The following is a 19,515-nucleotide window of genomic DNA, read 5'->3' on the forward strand; positions in this document are numbered from 1 at the left end:
AGCCCGCGCGAGAGGGTCGTGCGCGCGGCCGGCCCGGCTGTGGTCCGCAAATTGCGTGTCTCCATGCGGAATTCCCTTTCCGGAAGGCGACCGCGATGGCTTTCACCTTTATCTGTCACACCGATGCCGTGCGCGAGGGGGGCATGGGCCTTTTCCAAGCCGGGCGCAAGAGCGTGATGCTGCTGTGGCCGGCGGGCGGGGCCCTGGCCGCCTATCGCGGCCGCTGCCCGCACGCGGACGTGCCCATGGAGGGGGCGACCTTCAACGGCAAGACCGTCACCTGCCCCCACCACCAGTGGGGGTTCGACGCCGCAAACGGCAAGTGCGTGACGCACCTCGTCCGCAACGCGCTCCACCCCTACCCGGTGCGCATCGAGGGCGACGAGATCCAGGTGGACGTGGGACCGGTGAAGGCGCCGCGCACCCCCGCCTGAGCCGCCTCTCAGGCGGCGGCCTGAAGCCGCGGGCGGATCGCGCGGGCGAACAGCTCGATATCGGCCCGCCGCTTGGCGAAGGCGGGGCTCAGGGGCTTCAGCAGCAGCGCGCGGGGCGAAAGGTCGGCGCCGAGAGCGGCGATCTTCTCCTCCACGTCCGCTACCGTGCCGACAAGGGAATCGGCGATCATCCGGTCGAGGGCGAACCAGGGGGTCCAGCCGGGCGCGGCCTGCTGCGTCACGCTCTGCATGCGCTCCACGAACGGCTTCAGGAAGCCCTTTGCCTCCTCCACCGCCTGCTCGCGCGTGGCGGCCACATGGTAGAAGCGGATGAGGGTGAGGCGCGGGTCCACGCCGGGAGCCGCCTCGCGGTAGAGGCGCAGGCTCTCGCGCACGCCATCGAGGGGAAAGGGCGGCGCCGCCATGGCGCCATAGCCGCGCGCGGCCGCGAGCTGCAGCGCATCCGGCGTCGCGGTGGCGAGGAAGGTGGGGATGGGCGCCTGCACCGGCTTCGGCACCAGTTCCACCCCGTCGAGCGTGAAGAACTCGCCCTTGAAATGCGCGACCGGCTCGTAGAGCAGCTTCTCGATGACGGTGAGCGCCTCCAGCGTCCTCGCGCGGGAGGCCTCCTTGTCCACGTGGAAATGCTTGTTCTGCACCGGAAAGGGCCCGCCCCGCGCCACCCCGAGGTTGAGCCGTCCGCGCGAGAGGATGTCCACGCTCGCCACGTCCTCCGCCACCGTGATGGGATCACGGAACGGCAGCAGCACCGCGGCGGAACCGAGGCGGATGCGGCGCGTCAGCCCGGCAAGGTAGGCGAGGAGCGCAAGGCACGAGGGGCTCGCGGCGCCGGGGTTGAAATGGTGCTCGGCCACCCAGGCTTCCTCGAACCCCAGGTCCTCCGCGAGGCGCACCAGCTCGGCTTGTTCCGCATAGGCGCTGACATAGTCCTGCTGCGGATTTTCATAGGTGCAGAAAAGGCCGAACTGCATGGCAATCTCCCAACACAAAAAGGCGGCGCGGCACCGGGGGGGAACCGGCGGCCGCGCCGCAGATCGGGTGCACATCGCGGGGCAAATGCCCACACGTTATATTTATATGAATATAGCAATGCCGTCAGCGGCATCGTGGTCGCACTTGCGCGCATGGCGGCGCGCGCTTTCCTCGGGCGGCGGAAGCTCCTAATCAGGGGCGTCCCGCTTTGCCCGGAGCTTGCCCATGGCCGAGTATGCGTTTTCCCCCCTGCCCATCCCGACCCTGCCGGTGGCCGGCGAGAACGTGGTCTTTCCCGTCCACCGCATCTATTGCGTCGGCCGCAACTATGCCGACCACGCCATCGAGATGGGGCACGACCCGGACAAGGAACCGCCCTTCTTCTTCCAGAAGAATCCGGACACCCTGGTGCCGAACGGCGCCACCGCCGCCTATCCCAAGGGCACGAACGACCTGCACCACGAGATCGAGCTCGTGGTGGCGCTGAAATCGGGCGGCACCGACATTCCCGCGAGCAGCGCCCTCGACCATGTCTACGGCTATGCGGTGGGCCTCGACCTCACCCGCCGCGACCTGCAGGCGGAGCTGAAGAAGATGGGCCGCTCCTGGGAGCCGGCCAAGGCGTTCGAGGACGCAGCGCCCTGCTCGGCCCTGGTGCCGGCGAGCCGCATCGGCCACCCCGCCTCCGGGCGCATCTTCCTCAACGTGAACGGCACGCTGAAGCAGCAGGGCGACCTCAACCAGATGATCTGGAAGGTGCCGGAGGTGATCGCCACCCTCTCCACCCTGTTCCGCCTCGCGCCCGGCGACCTCATCTTCACCGGCACCCCGGCGGGCGTGGGTCACATCTCGCGCGGGGACCGGCTGGAAGGCGGCGTCGAGGGCGTGGGCACCCTCGACATCCGCTTCGCCTGAGCGGCCTTCAGAAAACGAGCCGGGCGGGGTCCGCCAGCCACACGGCGGCGGCCTCGCGCGTGGCGGCGAGCGCGGCGGCGCCCACCGCCTCGCCCACCGCGGTGTGCAGCCCGGCATAGGGCAGCCCCTCGCCCGTCGCCGGGGCGCTCATCACCACGCAGTCGGTGCCGGTGCCGGAGACCGCCTCGGCAGCGCCGGGGCGCCGGAAATCCGCCTCCAGGATGGCGCGGGTACGCGCCTGCACCACGATGGAGGAGGCCTCCAGCAGGGCCGCGTCTGTCAGCGGCACGTCCACCGCCGCCAGCATGTTCACGGTGCCGGCGGAGAGGCGCGCGGCGGCCTCCGGCGAGAAGCGCGCGCCCACCCGCTCCCCGTTGTTGAGGCCGAGGGTGACGAGGCACGCCGCCGTCACGCCCTCCACCGTGCATTGCGCGACATGATGGTGATCGACGTTGCGGGAGGTGAGCAGCCCCACCGCCGCGCCGAGGCCGGCGGCGGCGAGGCGCGCCGAGAACCATTGGGGCACGTCGAGATCGGCGGTCAGGTCCGCGTTGCGCACCTCCAGCCAGGCCACCGCGCGCGCCGTGACGAAGCCGGGCCGGGTGATGGACCACGACACCATGCGCTGCTCGTGCGCGAAGCGCGCCACCAGCAGCGGCCGCGCCGGCTCCACGGAGAACAGGGAGCACATAGGGGATTTCATCGCGCCGCCTCGGAGCAGGCGAGCGTCCGGAGGGCGTCGGGGCGAAGAGGCGTGCGAAGGCTGGGGAAAATCACGAGAATCCGGTGTGACAAGGAGTGCGCGGGCACCATGCCCGGCCGCCGCCGCCGTGTCCATCGCCCCGCCGCCGGGCTGCGGGAAGCATGCGACAATGGTCGCAGGCGGGCGGTTCCGGTGTGAAATGCGGTTGGCAGATACTGGCCGCCTGCCCTAAGCTATATTTATCTGAATATAATTCAGGACATTCCGATGGCCTTCCGACTGCTCTCAGCCGCTCTTCTTTGCCTTTCCATTGCGCTCCCCTCCATCGCCTCCGCCGAGGAAGCCAAGCCGGCGCCCGTTCCGGCCAAGGTCACCACCACCCAGACCGTCTTCGCCGCCGCCTCCATGTCGGATGCGATGCGCCAGGTGAACGAGATCTGGGTGGCCAAGGGCAATGCGCCCCTGCAGTTCAATTTCGCGGCTTCCTCCACCCTGATCCGGCAGATCGAGCAGGGCGCCCAGGCCGCCGTCTTCATCTCGGCCGACCAGCGCTGGGCCGACTGGGGCATCGAGCGCAACCTGCTCGTGAAGTCCACCCGCGTGTCGCCGCTGGGCAACGACCTCGTGCTCATCGCCCCCAACGACAGCACCGTGAAGGTGGACATCACCAAGACCACCGACCTCGCCGCCCTGCTCGGGGCCAACGGCCGCCTCGCCACCGGCGACCCGGCGCACGTTCCGGTGGGCCTCTACGCCCAGCAGGCCCTGACCTGGATGGGCCAGTGGGATGCCATCGGCCCGCGCCTCGCCCGCGCCGACAGCGTGCGCGCAGCCATGCTGCTGGTGGAACGCGGCGAGGCCCCGCTCGGCATCGTCTACGGCACCGATGCCGCCGTCTCCACCCGCGTGAAGGTGGTGGGCACCTTCCCGGCGGAATCCCACGAGCCCGTCACCTATCCCTTCGTGATCGTGACCGCCCAGGACACCCCCGACGCCCGCGCCGTGCTCGCCTTCCTGGTGGGGCCGGAGGCCATGGAAGTCTACAAGAAGCTCGGCTTCTCAGAGGTCAAGTGAGAGCGGCGACGCAATCCTGATCTGAAGATTTTCCATGGACTTCAGCCTCAGCGCGGAAGAGTGGCAGGCAGTCCGCCTCAGCCTCATGGTGGCCGCCCAGGCGGTCGCCATGGGCCTGCCGCTGGCGATCATGGTATCGCTGCTGCTGCGGTGGCCCGGCCTTCCCGGCCGGACCGCCCTCAACATCTTCGTGCACCTGCCGCTCGTCCTGCCCCCGGTGGTGGTGGGCTGGATGCTGCTGGTGGTGTTCGGCATCCGCGGCCCCATCGGCCAGTTCCTCAACAACTGGTTCGGCATCCGCCTGGTGTTCACCGCCAATGGCGCGGCGCTGGCGTGCGCGGTCATGAGCTTTCCGCTCATGGTGCGGGCGATCCGGCTCTCGCTCGATTCGGTGGACCGCGGGCTCGAGGATGCGGCCAGCACCCTCGGCGCGAGGTCGGTGGACCGCTTCTTCTCGGTCACCCTGCCGCTCATGGCGCCGGGCGTCGTCTCCGGCGCCATCACCGCCTATGCGGCGAGCCTCGGCGAGTTCGGCGCGGTCATCACCTTCGCCTCCAACGTGCCGGGCCAGACCCAGACCCTGCCGCTGGCCATCTTCACCGCCCTGCAGACCCCGGGCGGCGAGGACGCGGCGGCGCGCCTCTCCTTGATTTCGGTGGTGCTCGCCGTGGCCGGCCTGCTCATCGGCGAATGGGTCGGAAAGCGGCTACGCGCATGAGCTTCGACGTCACGGTCAAGCACGACTTTCCCAGCTTCTCCCTGGATGTCTCCTTCAGCGCGCCGACACCGGGCGTGGTGGCCCTGTTCGGCCCCTCAGGCTGCGGCAAGACCACGGTGATGTCCGCCGTGTCGGGCCTGCTCAAGGCCGACACGGCGCGCATCGTCCTCGACGGCGACGTGCTCTCCGACAAGGCGCCGGCGGAGCGCCGCATCGGCGTCGTCTTCCAGGACGGACGGCTGTTCCCCCACATGTCCGTGGGGAGCAACCTGCGCTACGGCATGCGCCGCGCCCCCGAGGGGCCGGTGAAGTTCGACGAGACGGTGGAGCTGCTCGGCATCGGCCACCTGCTCGACCGGCGGCCGGGCCGGCTCTCCGGCGGCGAGCGCCAGCGCGTGGCCATCGGCCGCGCCCTGCTCAGCCAGCCGCGCCTGCTGCTGATGGACGAGCCCATGGCGGCGCTCGACGCCTCGCGCAAGCAGGAGATCATGCCCTTCCTCGCGCGCCTGCACGACGAGATGCACATCCCCATCATGATCGTCACCCACTCCATCGAGGAGGTGGCGCGGCTGGCGGATACGCTGGTGCTCATGTCCAAGGGGCATGTGGAGGCCGCGGGCCCCGTGGGCGAGGTGCTCGCGCGCGCCGACCTTCCCTTCTCCACCGGCACCAACGCCGGCGCGGTGCTCTCCGCCCGGATCGGCCGGCACGACGGCGCGCGCTGGCTCACGGAGCTCGACGCGGGCGGCGTGAAGATCCTGGTGCCGATCATGGAACGGTCGCCCGGCACGCCCGTGCGGGTGCGCATTCCGGCGAGCGAGGTGGCGCTGGCGCTGGAGGAGCCCCAGGCCATCAGCACCAACAACGTCATCGCCGGCACGGTGCGCAACGTGCGCGAGACCGAGGACAAGACCATGGCGCTGGTGGAGGTCGCGGTGGGCAACACCCTGTTCCTCTCCCAGCTCACCCCCGATTCCCGGCACGATCTCGACATCCAGCCCGGCAAGCCGGTGCTGGCGCTGTTCAAGTCCATCGGCGTGCAGGTACTCTGAGGCAAAACCAGCCCAAGCGGTGGAGCTGGCGTACGGAGCTGCGCCGAAAACATGTGCCTGGAGCATGTTCGACACACCTATGCTTGCCGAACATGCTCCAGGCACGCCCACGACAGCAACGCATCCGCCCCGCAGGCACCGCGAAATCTTCTCCCCCCGTCCGAGGGAGCGGGCGCAAAGTGCCGCGCTCCGGCCGCGACCTGCTCCCACAGCGACGTTACACGCACCTGCCGCAAGCCCCACCGTCGCCGCGCCGAAGAGGGCGACGTGGCATCGCGTGCCGCGTCCGGCTCTGGCACGCGCCTGCCCGGCGGGGTATTGGGCATTGCGGGCCCGATCGCGGCACGCGCGCCGGAGGGCGGCAGGAGGGGCGACAGGAAAAGACCATGGCGGCATCCAGGAAAGCCAAGGGCGAGGCCCCATCCCGCGCGGCGGAGCCCGAGACCCGCCCGGAGACGGACTGGGCCCTGTTCGAGCGGCCGGGCTTCCTCGCCCGGCGCGTGCACCAGATCCATGTGAGCCTGTTCGCCGAGCTGTGCGCGCCCTTCGCCGTCACCCCGGTGCAATATTCCCTGCTCTCGGCCCTCGCCGGGCGCGAGGAGGCGGACCAGACCACCCTCTCGCGCCTCGTCGCCCTCGATCGCACCACCACCACCGGCGCGCTGAAGCGGCTGGAAGCGCGCGGCCTCGTGCGGCGCTCCACCTCCGCCACCGACCGGCGCTCCCAGAGCTGCTCGCTCACCGCCGAGGGCCGCGCCCTGCTGGAGCAGATGGAGGGCGCCGCCCGCCAGGCCCACGCCGCCACGGTGGAGATGCTGAGCCCGCAGGAGAAGGCCGCGCTCATCGGCGCCATGAAGAAGATCGTGGAGGCGCACGCCGCCCGCCGGTCGAAATTCGACCTCGGCTGAGGCCATCGGCCGAGGTCCTCGACCGGCGCCAGGAGGGTTCGCTCCAGCCCGCGCTCAGAACGCCGCGGCCTGCCCGTCCCGGCGCGGATCGCTCACCGCCGCATAGCCCTCCGCCCGCGGATCACCCATGCGCCAGATGAACTGGCCGGCGCCGAAATCGTGATAGGGGTCGGCGTTCACCGTCAGCCGGTGGCCGCGCGCGGCCAAGGCGGCGCGGGTCGCTTCCGGCATGGCCGCCTCGATATCGAGGGCGAGGCCCGCGTTGAAGCGCCAGCGCGGCGCATCGCAGGCGGCCTGCGGGTTCTGGCCGAAATCGAGCATGCGCACCAGGGTCTGCACATGGCCCTGGGGCTGCATGTTGGCGCCCACCACCCCGAAGCTCATCACCGGCGCGCCGTCGCGGGTTAGGAAGGCGGGAATGATGGTGTGGAACGGGCGCTTGCGCGGGCCCACCACGTTCGGGCTCTCAGGATCGAGCGAGAAGCCGTGGCCCCGGTTCTGGAGCGAGAGGCCCCATTCCGGCAGCACCACGCCCGAGCCGAAGCCGTTGAAATTGCTCTGGATGAAACTCACCATCATGCCCGAGGCGTCGGCCGCCGTGAGATAGATGGTGCCGCCCTTCACCGGATTGCCCGGCGCGAACGGCTGGGCGCGCCCCATGTCGATGAGGCCGGCGCGCGCTTCGAGATAGGCGGGATCGAGCAGCGCCTCGGCGGAGACGCGCATGTGCGCGGGGTCGGCCACCTGGTGATAGACATCGGCGAAGGCGAGCTTGACCGCCTCGATCATCAGGTGGTGCACGTCCGGTCCGTCGGGATCGAGCGCGCCCAGGTCGAAGCGGGAGAGGATGCCGAGCGCCATCAGCGCGGTAAGGCCCTGCCCGCTCGGTGGAATCTCGTGCAGCGTGTAGCCCCGGTAGGACTGCGCGACGGGCTCCACCCATTCGGGCGCGTAACCGGCCAGGTCGGTGGCGTCGAGGGCGGCGCCGGCCGCTTTCGCCCGCTCAGCCAGCGCGGCTGCGATCCTGCCGCGGTAGAGGGCCTCGCCCCTGGTTTCGGCGATGGCCCGCAGGGCGCGCGCGGCACCGGGCATGCGGAACAGCTCGCCCGCGCGCGGGGCGCGGCCGCGGGGCAGGAAGGCCTGTGTGAAGCCGTCCTGGCGCGCGAGGTCCGGCAAGGCGGCGGCCATCTCCCACTTCACGGCATCCACCGGCGGCACCGCATAGCCCCGCTCGGCGATCTCGATGGCGGGCGCCAGGAGATCGCCGAACGCAAGGCGGCCGAAGCGCTCCGAAAGGGCGGCCCAGCCGCCCACCGCGCCGGGCACGGTCACCGCGTCCCAGCCGCGCTGGGGCGGGCGCTTCGCCTCCGCGCCGTAGCGGGCGCGGAAATAGTCGAGGCTCCAGCCCGCCGGCGCCCGGCCCGAGGCGTTGAGCCCATGCAGGCGCCCGCCGTCCCACAGGATGCAGAAGGCATCGGACCCGAGGCCGTTGTTGCAAGGCTCCAGCACCGTCATGGCGGCGGCGCAGGCGATGGCCGCATCCACCGCGTTGCCGCCCTTCCACATCATGGAGAGCCCCACCTGGGCCGCCAGCGGATGGGAGGTGGAAACAGCGTTCCTGCCGAACACGGGCAGGCGGCGCGAGGGATAGCCGGCGGTCCAGTCGAAGTGCGTCATCTCGGCTCCGGAGCGAAAGGGCGGAAGGGGTTCAGGGCCGCCGCGCGCGAGGCGCGGCCTTGACGGGCGCGACCGGCGAGGGCCCGCGCGGGGCGGTGAGATAGGAGAGCACCACCTCCACCACCTCCGCCCGGCGCCGCGCGAGCCAGGCGGCATCTCCCAGGTCGAAGCCGAGCAAAGCGGAGAGCGTGTCGCGCTGCGCCACATGGGTGATGGAGAGCGAGAGGATGGTGATGTAGAGCCCCGCCGCGTCCGGCGCCGCGGTGAAGACGCCGGCGGCGCGCCCACGCGCCAGGAGGCCGCCGATGGCATCGAGCAGCGGGCGCACGGAGGCGCCGAGCCCGGGCAATTGCCGGGCGAAGGCCGCCCCGGCCATGTTCTCGTTGCGGATGATGGCGACGAAATCCGGCGTGTCGCGCAGATAGTCGAAGGTGAATTCCACAAGCCGCCGCACGCCCTCCAGCGGCGGCAGGGCGGCGAGGTCCAGCCCCTGCTCCAGCGCGCGCAGGTGCGCGTAGGTGGCCTCCAGCACCGCGCGGTAGAGCCCCTCCTTGTCGCCGAAATAGCGGTAGATCATCTGCACGTTGGTCTCGGCCGCACCAGCGATGCGCTCCACCCGCGCCCCCGCGAAGCCCTCTCGCGCGAACGCCTCGCGGGCGGCATCGAGGATGCGAGCGCGGGTCGCGGCGGCGTCACGCGGGCGGGCGGGACGACGCGCCACGCGCGGCGCGGGTTCCGCCGGCGCGGCGGGAGAAAGAGAAGGCTCGCGGGTCTTGGGCAGCGTCGCCTCCGCTGGCGGATCGTGAACGGCTCTCGACATATATGCAAAAATTTACTTACATGTCACGCGGCACCGGCGCGCCTTGCTCCGGTGCCGATGGCCCGCCCTGACGGCGGTCCGCCCCTCCGCCTCCAGCTCCGGGATCACGCCATGTCCGGCACGCCCACCGCCGATCGCACCCCCCTCCCCTCCGCCTCGCCCACCGGGGCGGAGGCGGCCGGCGCCTTCGTGCCGGGCCCGCGCGTGCAGGTGCCGGGAACGGCGGGCGGGCCGCTGGCCGGGCTCTCCTTCGCGGTGAAGGATGTGCTCGACGTCGCCGGCACGGTCACCGGCAACGGCCATCCAGAATGGGCGCGCACCCATGCGCCCGCCGCGGCCCACGCGGCGGCCGTGGCGCGGCTGCTGGAGGCGGGCGCGAGCGTGGCAGGCAAGACCATATCCGATGAGCTGGCCTACTCCCTCACCGGGGAGAACGTGCATTACGGCACCCCGCTCAACAGCGCGGCGCCGGACCGCGTGCCCGGCGGCTCGTCCAGCGGCTCGGCGGCGGCGGTGGCGGCGGGGCTCGTGGATTTCGCTTTGGGCTCCGATTGCGGCGGCTCGGTGCGCGTGCCCGCGAGCTATTGCGGCATCCTGGGCATGCGGCCCACCCACGGCCGCGTGCCGGCGCAGGGCATCGCCCCCTTCGCCCCCAGCTTCGATTGCGTGGGCTGGTTCGCGCGGGATCCCCGCGTGTTCTCGGCCGTTGGCCGGGTGCTGCTGGGGGAAGGCGGGCCCGAGGCCATGCCCTCCCGCCTGCTGATCGCCACCGATGCGTTCACTTTGCTGTCCGAGGACGTGCGCGCGGCCCTCGCCCCGCCGGTGCGGCGGGTGGAGGCGATGGTGGCGCCGGCCGAGGGCGTCACGCTGGCGCCAGAAGGACTTTCCGCATGGTCGGCCGCCTTCCGCGCGCTCCAGGCGGCGGAGATCTGGCAGAGCGTCGGCGCCTGGGTGAAGGCCACGCGGCCCGCGTTCGGCCCCGGCGTGCGGGAGCGCTTCGCGGCGGCAGAGGCGCTCGACCCCGCCGAAGTGACGGCGGCGCGCCCGGTGCGCGCCGCGGTGCGGGCGCGCACGGAAGCGCTGCTGCCCGAAGGCACGGTGCTGCTGCTGCCCACCACGCCCCGCATCGCCCCGCTGAGGGGATCCGCGGCGGCGGACACCGAGGTGGCCTACCGCCACCTCGCCATGAACCTCCTGTGCCCCGCAGGCCTCGCCGGCCTGCCGCAGGTGTCGCTGCCGCTGGCGCGGGTGGAGGGCGCACCCATCGGACTCTCCCTGGTGGGGCGGCGGGGCAGCGATCTCGCCCTCCTCGCGCTCGCCACCGCCGTCTGCGCCGGTTGACGCTGTCGGGGCGGAAGGCGGCCGTGCCGCTCTGCTGGGCCGCGCGGCAGGTGAGCGAAGGACCGCGGGCATAGCGCGGGGGCGTAAAAAGCACCCACCCGCCCGATGCGCGCGGCAGCCTTCGAGCGCGGGTGCGCGGAAGGCGGTCGCCGACGGCTTCCGAGGGTGGCGGCCCCACCTGGGCGCCCGGCTCAGGCCCCAGCCAGGCCGGTTGACGCTGTCGGAGCGGAAGGCGACGGTGCCGCTCCGCTGGGCCGCGCGGCAGGTGAGCGAAGGACCGCGGGCATAGCGCGGGGGCGTAAAAAGCACCCACCCGCCCGATGCGCGCGGCAGCCTCCGAGCGCGGGGACGCGGAAGGCGGTCGCCGACGGCTTCCGAGGGTGGCGGCCCCACCTGGACGCCCGGCTCACGCTCCAGCCGACGCCCGCAGGGCGCGCCCCCGGCCACCGGAATAAAGACGTCGGCGCGGCCCGCGGACGAGGACCCGGCGCCGGATCAACGCATGCCGCGGGTACCGGCCGTGCACGTGCGAGAGCCGCGGCACATAACGTTCAGGCAGGCGCACCCGAAGGCGGCCGCCCCGCCTGCCTCCCGCAGGAACGTCCCGGCCGATGATACGCCAGCGTGCGCCCAGCGTCCGGGCGCGCCTGACGACGGGGCGCTCTTGGACCGGCGTGGGGTCGAGACCGAACGAGCGGGCGCCCGGCGGCCGTGCCACGGAACCACGCCGGGAAGCGCCCTCAGAAAGGCCGCCGGAGGCGCCTCCCGAAGGCGTCTCCTGGCGGCGGCGCGCTCAGCGCTCGGCGGAGGGATCGCCCTCGATATCCTCCTCCGGCGTCTGCCGGGTCACGGAAACCGGGTCGCTGCCGGGGAAGGTCTCCTCCAGCGCCTCGTCGAGGCGCGCGTCCACGGCGGCGGCTTCCGCCTCCGCGCTCTCGGCCGCGCGCAGGGTGAGGATCTGCGTGAGCAGCCGGTCGCGCCAATGGGCCAGCTCGGTCATGGAGCGGCCTTCGGCCTCCGCCTTCACGCCGTCCACCAGCGTCTTCTGCAGCTCGGGAGTCATGTCCGGCGTGCCGAGATCGGCCCACCAGGTCTCCACCGCCGGCAGCAGGTGCTCCATGAAGTGGGCGAGGCCGCCCTGGCCGCCGCCGAGGTTGAAGGTCATGTGCGGGCCCATGAGCGCCCAGCGCAGGCCCGGCCCCTCGCTCACCGCCGCGTCCACGTCCGCCACCGAGGCGACGCCCTCCTGGACCAGATAGATGGCCTCGCGCCACAGGGCGGCCTGGAGGCGGTTCGCCACGTGGCCGGTGACTTCCTTGCGGATCTCGATGGGCCGCTTGCCGATGGCCTTGTAGAAGGCCATGGCGGCGTCGATGGCGGCGCGGCTCGCCTTCTGGCCGCCCACCACTTCCACCAGCGGAATGAGATGGGGCGGATTGAACGGGTGGCCGATGACGCAGCGGTCCGGGAAGCGGCAACCCTCGGACATGCGCGTGACCAGCAGGCCGGAGGAAGAGGAGGCGATCACCACCTCGCGCGGCAGCACGGCGTCGATCAGCGGCAGCAGCTTCTGCTTCACCTCGTAGCGCTCTGGCGCGTTCTCCTGCACGAAGTCCACGCCCGCCACGGCCTTCACCGGGTCGGGCTCGAAGCGCCAGGCCTTCGGGTCGCCCTTGGTGGCGCCGAGGGCGCGCAGCACCGGCCACGCGCCCTCGATGAGATGCTGGGTGTGCGCCTGCGCGCCGGGGGCGGGATCGCTCACCACCACGTCGAGCCCATGGGCCAGGAAATGCGCCGCCCAGCTCGCGCCGATGGTGCCGGCGCCGATGACGGCGACGCGGCGGACGGGATGATGGGAGGTTTCGGCCATGGCTACGCTCCTTCAGGCGAATGGAACCTGGGCCGGGGTCTACGCCAGCTTCGTCCCCGCGTCGATGGCCCGGAGGCACCGCCACCTGTGCAAAGGCGGCGGCGTTCGCAGCGCGTTTGCTCGGAGGGGCGCAAAGCCGCCTCCCTGCACGGCGCTTTTGCCATTCGAGCTTTACGACGACCCGCCCCTTGGCGCGTGCCGAACGGAAAGACCGGATCCACCACGGGCCGGATCGCCCCCGGCTTCAAGAGCGCCGCGATCTTGCCCCTGCAGCATGCCGTCCGGACGCATGAAACGAGATGAAGACGCGTTCACGCGCGATCCTCGCGATAGCGCTCCGCCGGGTGCTCCTGCCCGAAGCCCGGCAGCATGGCCAGCCGTGCGGCCTGGTAGGCCTCCCATTGCCCGGCATCGGGAAGCGGGGGGATCGTCACCGCCTCGCGACGGTCGAAGCCCACCAGGGCGGCGTCCACCAGCTCGCCCACCGCCATCACCCCGGAAATCGCGTTGATGTCGATGCTGGCGCGCTCCCAGATTTCGGTGCGCGTCGCCGCCGGCAGAACCGCCTGGACATAGACGCCCTTGGGACCAAGCTCCAGGCTGAGCCCCTGGGACAGGGCCAGGACGAACGCCTTGGTGGCGCCGTAGACCGCCATGCCGAACTCCGGCGCCAGCCCGACGACCGAGCTGATATTGACGATGGCGCCCGCCCCGGCCCGGACCAGCCGAGGCGCGACGGCGCTGGCAAGGCGCGCCACGGCCGTGGTGTTGAGGGCCACCAGCCGCGCGACAGCATCGGACGGCTGGTCGACGAACGCCCCGCTCAGGGCCGCGCCGGCATTGTTGACGAGAATGCCGATCCGGCTGTCTTCCCGCAGGCGTGCCTCCACCGCCGCCAGGTCTTCGGGCGCTGTGAGGTCGGCGGGCAGGATGTCGACGGAAACGCGCGCCTCCGCACGCAGCCGCTCCGCCAGCGCCTCCATTCGCGCGAGGTCGCGGGCGACCAGCACGAGATCGTGGCCCCGGCGCGCGAAGCGCCCGGCATAGGTCGCGCCGATACCCGAGGACGCTCCGGTGATGAGAATGGAGGGAAGGGCTGCCATGGCATTGCTCCTGCGAAACGGCGGCCATATATTCATGACGATCATCATGATAACGTGCCAAACATGACAGCCATCATCTATTTGTCAATGACCTTCCCGTGGGGGCTGAAATGAGAGTGAGTCGCGATCAGATGGCGCAGAACCGCCTTCGCATTCTCGATGCGGCGGCCCGCCTCTTTCGAGAAAAGGGGTTCGATGCCGTCGGCGTAGCGGAGGTCATGAAGGCCGCAGGCCTCACCCATGGCGGCTTTTACGGCCATTTCGCCTCAAAGGACGACCTCATCGCCCAGACCCTCGCCCATGCCTTCGCCGCCACCGCCGGCCAAAGCGGCGGAGAGAGCGGCGACAAGGCCGCAGGAAAGAGCGCGGACCTTACCGCCTTCATGGACGGCTATCTTTCGCCGGGGCATCGCGACCATCCGGACCGGGGCTGCCCGATGGCGTGCCTCGCCGCCGAAACCCGCCACCAGACGCCATCGGCGCGCGCGGCCATGACGGCGGGCCTGCGCGCGCAGATCGATCGCATCAGCGCGGCGCTGCCGGCGGGCGATGCCGCGGAACGGCGGCGCGCCGCCATGGGGAGCTGGGCGGCCATGGTGGGCGCCGTGATCCTCGCGCGGGCCGTGGACGATCCCGCGTTTTCCACCGAGTTGCTCGAAGAAACCCGCGCCTGGATCGATGCCCGCACCGGCGCGGGCCCGGACGGCACCTGACCGGCCGTTTGCGGGATCGGGTCAGGATCAGCCCGCGCGCCCCTGCGGCCGCGTCTCCTCCGCGGGGCGGCCGACCAATTCAGCTGGCGCTAAGGTCGACATTCCCTAGCGGCACGTCGCGCACCCTCCGGCCGGTCGCCGCGAACACGGCATTCAGCACGGCGGGGGCCGCCACGGCGATGGTGGGCTCGCCCACCCCGCCCCAGAAGCCGCCGGAGGGCATGGCGATCACCTCCACATCGGGCATCTCGTCGAGGCGCATCACGTTGTAGGTGTCGAAGTTCGACTGCTCGATGCGCCCGTCCTTCACCGTGCATGCGCCATAGAGCAGAGCCGAAAGCCCATAGGCGAACGATCCCGCCACCTGCGCCTCCACCTGCTGCGGGTTCACCACGTGGCCGGGATCGGTGGCGGCGACGATGCGGTGGATCTTCAGCTTGCCGGCGGTGACGGATACTTCCGCCGCCGCCGCCACATAGCTGCCGAAGCCCATGACCTGGGCAAGGCCGCGCGCCCGGCCATCAGCCGGCCTCGTGGTTTCCCAGCCGATGCCCCTGGCCGCCGCCTCCAATACGGCAAGGTGCCTGGGGTGCTTCGCCATCAGCCGGCGGCGGAAGGCGAGCGGGTCCTGCCCCGCGGCATGGGCCAGCTCGTCGATGAAGCACTCCAGATAGAGCGCGTTCTGGTTGAGGTTGACGCCGCGCCATGCGCCGGGGCGGATGTGCGGGTTGCGCATGGCGTAGTCGATCAGAAGGTTGGGCACGGTGTAGCCGATGGCCATCTCGGCGCCGCCCGGCACCAGCCCCTGGAAGACGAAGGGATCGCCCTTCTCGGTCATGGCCGAGGGAAAGGCATAGATGGCGATGGACTGTCCGCAGATGCGCATGTGCAGCGCCTCCAGGTCGCCGCCCGCATCGAGCACCCCGCGCAGGCGGCACTGGGTGACCGGATGGAAGCGGCCTTGCGCCATGTCCTCCTCGCGGGTCCACATCATCTTCACCGGCGTGCCCGGCACCTGCCGGGCGATCAGTGTCGCCATGCGCAGATAGTCGGTCTGCAGGCGCCGGCCGAAGCTGCCGCCGATGCGCATGACGTGGATTTCACACGCCTCCGGCGGAAGGCCCGCCGTGGCGGCGACGGTGCTGAGGGCGGCTTCGGCCACCTGGGTGGGCCCCCAGACATCGCAGCGCTCCGGCGTCCAGCGCACGGTGGCGCACAGCACCTCCATGGGGGCGTGGTTCTGGTAGGGGAAGCTGTAGTCCGCCTCGATGACGCGGTTCGCCGCGGCCAGCACGCCCCTGGCATCGCCCGCCGCATTGCCGACATAGGGCGTTTCGGCGGTGAGCCCCTCGCGCAGCATCGCCGCGATGGTGTCGCTGGAGACGTGGGCATTGGGCCCCTCGTCCCATTCGATCGGCAGAGCTTCCAGCGCGGTCCGGGCCCGCCAGAAGGTATCGGCCACCACCGCCACCGTCTCGCCGTCCACCCGCAGCACATGCTTCACGCCGCGCATGCCGGCGATCGCGGCGGCGTCGAAGCTCCTGAGCTTGCCGCCATGGACGGGGCAAGCCCTCGGCACCGCCACCAGCATGCCGGGCATTGTGTAATCGATGCCGTAGACCAGCGAGCCGTCGAGCTTGTCCCGCGTGTCGATGCGCTTCAGCGGCCGGCCGGCGATGGTCCAGTTGCGGGGGTCCTTGAGCGTGACGTCGGTGGGCGGAGAGAGCCGGGCCGCGGCGACGGCGACGGCGCCATAGGTGGTGGAACGCCCGCTTACCGGGTGGGTGATGACGCCTTTCGAGACGACGCACGCCTCGGCCTTCACCCCCCAGCCCCCGGCGGCCGCCTCGACCAGCATGGCACGGGCCGCCGCGCCGCCCTGGCGCACATAGTCGTTGGAGCCACGGATGGCGCGCGAGCCGCCGGTGGAAAGATCGCGCCACACCCGGCCGCGCCGCCGGTTCTCGCCGGGATTGACCAGCTCGAACCGCACCTTGTCCCAGTCGCAGTCCAGCTCCTCGGCCACGAGCTGGGCGAGGCCGGTGAGCGAGCCCTGGCCCATCTCGGCGCGGGCGATGCGGATGAAGACGGTCTCGTCGGGCTGGATCACCACCCAGGCGTTGACCTCGGGCCCGGCGGCCTGGGCCAATGCCCGGCCAGGCAAGGGAAATGAGAAGCCAAAGGTGAAGGCGCCGGCGGCCGCCCCCGCGCCGGCGAGGAAGCCGCGGCGGGAGAGTGGGGTGCTGCCGGACCGGTCGGCCGATCGATGCCGTGTGCTCATGGCGTCCTCTCTCAGCCGCGGTTCGCCGCCATGCGCTCGGCGGCACGCTTCACGCCGGCGAGCACCCGCGGATAGGTGCCGCACCGGCAGATGTTGGTGATCTCCGCGCGGATGTCGCCCTCGCTCGGGCGGGGGTTCTGCGCGAGCAGGGCGGAGGCCGCCATGATCATGCCCGCCTGGCAGTAGCCGCACTGGGCCACGTCGAGCTCGGCCCAGGCCTCCTGCACCGGATGCGGCCCCGCGGCGCCGAGCCCCTCGATGGTGACGATCTTCTGCTCCGCGGTGACCGCGCTCACCGGCAGCACGCAGGAGCGCGTCGCCACCCCGTCGAGGTGCACGGTGCAGGCGCCGCACTGGGCGATGCCGCAGCCGTATTTGGTGCCGGTCAGCCCGGCATGTTCGCGGATGACCCAGAGCAGGGGCGTGTCGTCCTCGACATCGAGGTCGAGGATCTTCCCGTTGATGTTGAGTTTCGCCATCCCGCGCTCCTGAGCTGAAGATGAGGGACCTGGAGGCCGCGCACCCAGTGCACCGCGGACGGTGAAGGCGCGGAACGTGACGATCCGCCACCGTGGGGCAAGCCCCCTTCCATGGCCCCGGCCGCACACCGGGCCGCGCCACAGATCAGCTCCCGTTCCTGGCAAACGCGCAGCCACACGGCTCCTGGGAGCACGGATCTCAGACTACCCCGGGCGGCGCCAGGCGATTAGAGGGGGAAGTCCGCATGAAGCTATCTGCTGCATTCATGAGTGGCGCGCCATGACTCCCTGTAGCGCAGCGCTTCCACCAGCACCGCGAACGCCGCGGAAGGCTGGCGCCGGCTGGGATAGTAGAGGTGGTAGCCGGGAAACGCCGGGCACCAGTCCTCCAGCACGCGCACGAGCCGCCCGTCCGCCAGGTACGCCGCCGCCTGATCCTCCATGACGAAGCCGAGGCCGAACCCGGAGGCGGCGGCCCTGACGATCATGGGAACGGTGTTGAAGGTCAGCTGGCCGTCCACGCGCACCCGGACCTCGCGTCCGTCCTTTTCCAGCTCCCAGGCATATAGGCCGCCCGAAGTGAGCATGCGCAGGTTGATGCACGGATGCTCGGCGAGGTCATGGGGCGTGCGGGGCACCGGGTGCCGCTCGAAATAGGAGGGCGCCCCCACCACGATCATGCGCAGGTCGGGGCCGACGCGCACCCCCACCATGTCCTTGGCCAGCGCCTCGCCCAGCCGCACTCCGGCATCGAAGCGCTCGGTGACGATGTCGGTCAGGCTGGAATCGATGCTCAGCTCCACGTGGATGTCGGGATAGTCGGGCAGGAGCCTTTCGAGCACCGGCCACAGCACGGTGTCGGCGGCGTGCTGGGAGGTGGTGATGCGGATGGTTCCGGCCGGCTTCTCGCGCAGCTCGCTCAGGGAGGCGATCTCGGCACCGATACTCTCCAGCGCCGGCTTCAGCGCGCGGAGCAGACGCTCTCCGGCCTCCGTGGGCGCGACGCTCCGGGTGGTGCGGGTGAGGAGCCGCACCCCGAGCTGCGCCTCCAGCCGGCGCACCGTGTGGCTGAGCGACGACTGGGAGGTGCCGAGCCGGGCGGCCGCGCGCGTGAAGCTGCTCTCCTCGGCCACGGCGAGGAAGGCGTTGAGATCGACCAGGTCCTCGCGCCGCATTCATGAACTCCGCGTATAGCTTCATGCAGTTTATGGCGACTAATTCCCTGAATGGCTCACGAGTAGGTTACCATGGAGCCGCACGGCGCCGGCGGCTCGAACAAGGATGACCGCCAAGGATGACCGCCATGAAGACCACCGGATACGCCGCGCGCGCGGCAGACACCCCGCTCGCCCCCTTCGACTTCGAGCGGCGCGACCTGCGCCCGAACGACGTGGCCATGGAAGTGCTCTATTGCGGCGTCTGCCACTCGGATCTCCACCAGGCCCGCAACGACTGGGGCTGGAGCCGCTACCCGCTGGTGCCCGGCCACGAGATCGTCGGCCGCGTGATCGCGGTGGGCGACAAGGTGAGCCGCTACAAGGCGGGCGACCACGTGGCGGTGGGCTGCATGGTGGACAGCTGCCAGGAGTGCGACCAGTGCCGCAAGGGGCTGGAGCAGCTCTGCCGCAAGGGCAATGTCCAGACCTACAGCGACACCGACCGCTTCTCCTGCACGCCCGCGGCTCCCACCTACGGCGGCTATTCCAAGCACCTCGTGGTGCGCGAGGAGTTCGCCCTGCGCGTGCCCGATGGGCTTGAGCTTTCGAAGGCCGCTCCGCTCCTGTGCGCCGGCATCACCACATATTCGCCCCTGCGCACCTGGAACGTGGGGCCGGGCAGCCGCGTGGGCGTGGTCGGCCTCGGCGGGCTCGGGCACATGGCGGTGAAGCTCGCGGCGGCCATGGGTGCCGACGTGACTGTGCTGAGCCGCACCGGAGCCAAGGAGCCAGACGCGCTCGCCCTCGGCGCCGACCGGCTGCTGGTATCTTCCGATGCCGAGGCCATGAAGGCCGCCGGCTCCAGCCTTGACCTCATCATCGATACCGTTCCGGTGAAGCACGACATCAACCCCTATGTGCCCCTGCTCGACGTGGACGGCACCCTGGTGCTGGTGGGACAGATCGGCCCGCTCGACGAGCCTTCCACCGTGCCGCTGCTGCTCGGCCGCCGGCGCATCGCCGGCTCGCCCATCGGCGGCATCGCCGAGACGCAGGAGATGCTGAACTTCTGCGCCAGGGCCGGCGTGCTGCCGGACGTGGAGATGATCCGCATGGACCAGATCAACGACGCCTTCGCACGGCTGGAGCGTTCCGACGTGCGCTATCGCTTCGTGATCGACATGGCCTCGCTCCCGGCGCCGCAGGCCGCGGCATAGGCCATCCCTAGAGGCACCGCCGCGGAACGCCCGCCGGCGGTGTCGCTCCTTTCCTCCCGG

18 protein-coding genes are annotated in these 19,515 nt (G+C 71.1%); 9 read left to right on the forward strand and 9 right to left on the reverse strand.

The features are described 5' to 3' along the window. The first annotated feature begins 95 nt into the window (after nt 1-95). Nucleotides 96-434 (forward strand): Rieske 2Fe-2S domain-containing protein, encoded by a 339-nt coding sequence (locus tag V5F61_RS10950; RefSeq protein WP_393988155.1) that lies wholly within the window; start codon nt 96-98, stop codon nt 432-434. 8 nt (nt 435-442) lie between these two features. Here V5F61_RS10950 and V5F61_RS10955 read toward each other — a convergent pair whose 3' ends face one another. Further along, nucleotides 443-1,426, reverse strand: a complete 984-nt coding sequence (locus tag V5F61_RS10955; RefSeq protein ID WP_393988154.1) for an LLM class flavin-dependent oxidoreductase — start codon at nt 1,424-1,426, stop codon at nt 443-445. Between the two features lie 226 nt (nt 1,427-1,652). On the opposite strand from V5F61_RS10955, the gene V5F61_RS10960 reads away from it, so the two are divergent. After that, nucleotides 1,653-2,342 (forward strand): fumarylacetoacetate hydrolase family protein, encoded by a 690-nt coding sequence (locus V5F61_RS10960; protein ID WP_393988153.1) that lies wholly within the window; start codon nt 1,653-1,655, stop codon nt 2,340-2,342. Between the two features lie 7 nt (nt 2,343-2,349). On the opposite strand, the gene V5F61_RS10965 is transcribed toward V5F61_RS10960, so the two are convergent. After that, nucleotides 2,350-3,045 carry an adenosylcobinamide amidohydrolase gene (locus V5F61_RS10965; RefSeq protein WP_393988152.1) on the reverse strand — a complete coding sequence of 232 codons (696 nt, stop codon included), beginning with the start codon at nt 3,043-3,045 and terminating at the stop codon, nt 2,350-2,352. Between the two features lie 267 nt (nt 3,046-3,312). On the opposite strand from V5F61_RS10965, the gene modA reads away from it, so the two are divergent. The 4 genes from modA (at nt 3,313) to V5F61_RS10985 (ending at nt 6,797) form a co-directional block, all read left to right on the forward strand. Then, nucleotides 3,313-4,119 (forward strand): molybdate ABC transporter substrate-binding protein, encoded by an 807-nt coding sequence (gene modA, locus V5F61_RS10970; RefSeq protein WP_393988151.1) that lies wholly within the window; start codon nt 3,313-3,315, stop codon nt 4,117-4,119. A gap of 34 nt (nt 4,120-4,153) precedes the next feature. Further along, a complete protein-coding gene (gene modB, locus V5F61_RS10975) occupies nt 4,154-4,837 on the forward strand; it encodes a molybdate ABC transporter permease subunit (RefSeq protein ID WP_393988150.1) in 684 nt (227 codons plus the stop codon). After that, entirely contained in the window at nt 4,834-5,889 is a 1,056-nt protein-coding gene (gene modC / locus V5F61_RS10980; protein ID WP_393988149.1) for a molybdenum ABC transporter ATP-binding protein, read from the forward strand. Before modB ends, modC begins: the two co-directional genes overlap by 4 nt. Before the next feature lie 386 nt (nt 5,890-6,275). Continuing rightward, complete coding sequence (locus tag V5F61_RS10985) at nt 6,276-6,797, forward strand: MarR family winged helix-turn-helix transcriptional regulator (RefSeq protein WP_393988148.1); 522 nt, start codon at nt 6,276-6,278, stop codon at nt 6,795-6,797. 54 nt (nt 6,798-6,851) lie between these two features. On the opposite strand, the gene V5F61_RS10990 is transcribed toward V5F61_RS10985, so the two are convergent. After that, on the reverse strand, nt 6,852-8,474 hold the full coding sequence (locus tag V5F61_RS10990) for a gamma-glutamyltransferase family protein (RefSeq protein WP_393988147.1): 1,623 nt from the start codon (nt 8,472-8,474) through the stop codon (nt 6,852-6,854). 31 nt (nt 8,475-8,505) lie between these two features. After that, nucleotides 8,506-9,294, reverse strand: a complete 789-nt coding sequence (locus tag V5F61_RS10995) for a TetR/AcrR family transcriptional regulator (RefSeq protein ID WP_393988146.1) — start codon at nt 9,292-9,294, stop codon at nt 8,506-8,508. A 111-nt stretch (nt 9,295-9,405) separates the two neighbouring features. On the opposite strand from V5F61_RS10995, the gene V5F61_RS11000 reads away from it, so the two are divergent. Next, nucleotides 9,406-10,635: an amidase gene (locus V5F61_RS11000; protein ID WP_393988145.1), complete on the forward strand. Its 1,230-nt coding sequence runs from the start codon at nt 9,406-9,408 to the stop codon at nt 10,633-10,635. A gap of 793 nt (nt 10,636-11,428) precedes the next feature. Here V5F61_RS11000 and V5F61_RS11005 read toward each other — a convergent pair. Together V5F61_RS11005 and V5F61_RS11010 are read right to left on the reverse strand one after the other, a co-directional pair. After that, the gene (locus V5F61_RS11005) at nt 11,429-12,505 is read right to left on the reverse strand and encodes a 3-hydroxyacyl-CoA dehydrogenase NAD-binding domain-containing protein (protein ID WP_393988144.1); all 1,077 of its coding nucleotides are present in this window, start codon (nt 12,503-12,505) and stop codon (nt 11,429-11,431) included. A gap of 311 nt (nt 12,506-12,816) precedes the next feature. Continuing rightward, nucleotides 12,817-13,608 (reverse strand): SDR family NAD(P)-dependent oxidoreductase, encoded by a 792-nt coding sequence (locus tag V5F61_RS11010; protein WP_393988143.1) that lies wholly within the window; start codon nt 13,606-13,608, stop codon nt 12,817-12,819. Nucleotides 13,609-13,718: 110 nt separating this feature from the next. On the opposite strand from V5F61_RS11010, the gene V5F61_RS11015 reads away from it, so the two are divergent. Continuing rightward, nucleotides 13,719-14,321 (forward strand): TetR/AcrR family transcriptional regulator, encoded by a 603-nt coding sequence (locus tag V5F61_RS11015; protein WP_393988142.1) that lies wholly within the window; start codon nt 13,719-13,721, stop codon nt 14,319-14,321. 79 nt (nt 14,322-14,400) lie between these two features. On the opposite strand, the gene V5F61_RS11020 is transcribed toward V5F61_RS11015, so the two are convergent. The 3 genes from V5F61_RS11020 to V5F61_RS11030 all read right to left on the reverse strand — a co-directional run bounded on the left by V5F61_RS11020 (nt 14,401) and on the right by V5F61_RS11030 (nt 18,256). Continuing rightward, complete coding sequence (locus V5F61_RS11020) at nt 14,401-16,602, reverse strand: xanthine dehydrogenase family protein molybdopterin-binding subunit (RefSeq protein ID WP_393988141.1); 2,202 nt, start codon at nt 16,600-16,602, stop codon at nt 14,401-14,403. An 11-nt stretch (nt 16,603-16,613) separates the two neighbouring features. Continuing rightward, nucleotides 16,614-17,081, reverse strand: a complete 468-nt coding sequence (locus V5F61_RS11025) for a (2Fe-2S)-binding protein (protein WP_393988140.1) — start codon at nt 17,079-17,081, stop codon at nt 16,614-16,616. 251 nt (nt 17,082-17,332) lie between these two features. Beyond that, nucleotides 17,333-18,256, reverse strand: coding sequence for a LysR family transcriptional regulator (locus V5F61_RS11030; RefSeq protein WP_393988139.1), 924 nt, complete (start codon nt 18,254-18,256; stop codon nt 17,333-17,335). A gap of 128 nt (nt 18,257-18,384) precedes the next feature. On the opposite strand from V5F61_RS11030, the gene V5F61_RS11035 reads away from it, so the two are divergent. Continuing rightward, nucleotides 18,385-19,455, forward strand: a complete 1,071-nt coding sequence (locus tag V5F61_RS11035; protein ID WP_393988138.1) for an NAD(P)-dependent alcohol dehydrogenase — start codon at nt 18,385-18,387, stop codon at nt 19,453-19,455. Nucleotides 19,456-19,515: the final 60 nt, after the last annotated feature.

Origin of the sequence: Xanthobacter sediminis (genome assembly GCF_043195015.1) — a bacterium.
Classification (GTDB): Bacteria; Pseudomonadota; Alphaproteobacteria; order Rhizobiales; family Xanthobacteraceae; genus Xanthobacter.